Here is a 1052-nt window from a genome sequence, read left to right as displayed (position 1 = left end):
TCAAATGTTCACACTTATCGGCTGTTAATATAAAGAACAGCATTTGGGGCTGTAGCTCAGCTGGTTAGAGCACCGTGTTGATAACGCGGGGGTCGTTGGTTCGAGTCCAACCAGCCCTACCAGTAAAAATTCCCGGGGGATTAGCTCAGCTGGGAGAGCACCTGCTTTGCAAGCAGGGGGTCGTCGGTTCGATCCCGTCATCCTCCACCACGTTTTACCGAAAGTACAAATGTAAGCCTGTGGGTTTAGATTTGATCTTTTAGCGATCAAAGCTGTTTCGTTCTTTAACAATCTGGAAGAAGTAAAGATTATTTATTGATCGGTTTGCCGTAACAAGCAAATCGATGGGTAATGATTGTATGTATCAACAAACAAGCAACAACGTTGTACTTTCTTATCCCTGTAGCGCTCTTTGATTACCTAGTAATCAGAGGCTAACGTTATAGGGACAAGCGAATAAGTGCACATGGTGGATGCCTTGGCGATTACAGGCGATGAAGGACGTAGTAGCTTGCGATAAGCTGCGGGGAGTGAGCAAACACACTTTGATCCGCAGATTTCCGAATGGGGCAACCCACCCTTTTAGGGTATTGCATACTGAATACATAGGTATGCAAGGCGAACGCGGCGAACTGAAACATCTAAGTAGCTGCAGGAAAAGAAATCAACCGAGATTCCCAAAGTAGCGGCGAGCGAAATGGGAAGAGCCTGTACGTGATAGTCGGACCGATAACAGAATCCTCTGGAAATAGGAGCCATAGTGGGTGATAGCCCCGTATGTGAAATCGGACCGGTGGTACTAAGCGTACGACAAGTAGGGCGGGACACGTGACATCCTGTCTGAATATGGGGGGACCATCCTCCAAGGCTAAATACTCGTAATCGACCGATAGTGAACCAGTACCGTGAGGGAAAGGCGAAAAGAACCCCGGAAGGGGAGTGAAATAGATCCTGAAACCGTGTGCATACAAACAGTAGGAGCGGACTTGTTCCGTGACTGCGTACCTTTTGTATAATGGGTCAGCGACTTACATTCAGTGGCAAGGTTAACC

General features: G+C 47.6%; 2 tRNA genes and 1 rRNA gene. All 3 read left to right on the top strand.

Going from position 1 to position 1052, the window contains the following annotated elements:
- The first annotated feature begins 45 nt into the window (after positions 1–45).
- Positions 46–122, top strand: a tRNA-Ile gene (locus AC07VL_RS28020).
- Between the two features lie 12 nt (positions 123–134).
- Positions 135–210 (top strand) — tRNA-Ala (locus AC07VL_RS28015).
- Positions 211–446: 236 nt separating this feature from the next.
- A 23S ribosomal RNA gene (locus AC07VL_RS28010) occupies positions 447–1052 on the top strand; the annotation flags it as partial.

It is taken from the genome of Janthinobacterium sp. GW821-FHT03C08, from assembly GCF_059420905.1.
The sequence above is the reverse complement of the archived record's forward strand: the minus strand, read 5'-3'. Positions and strand labels throughout refer to the sequence as shown.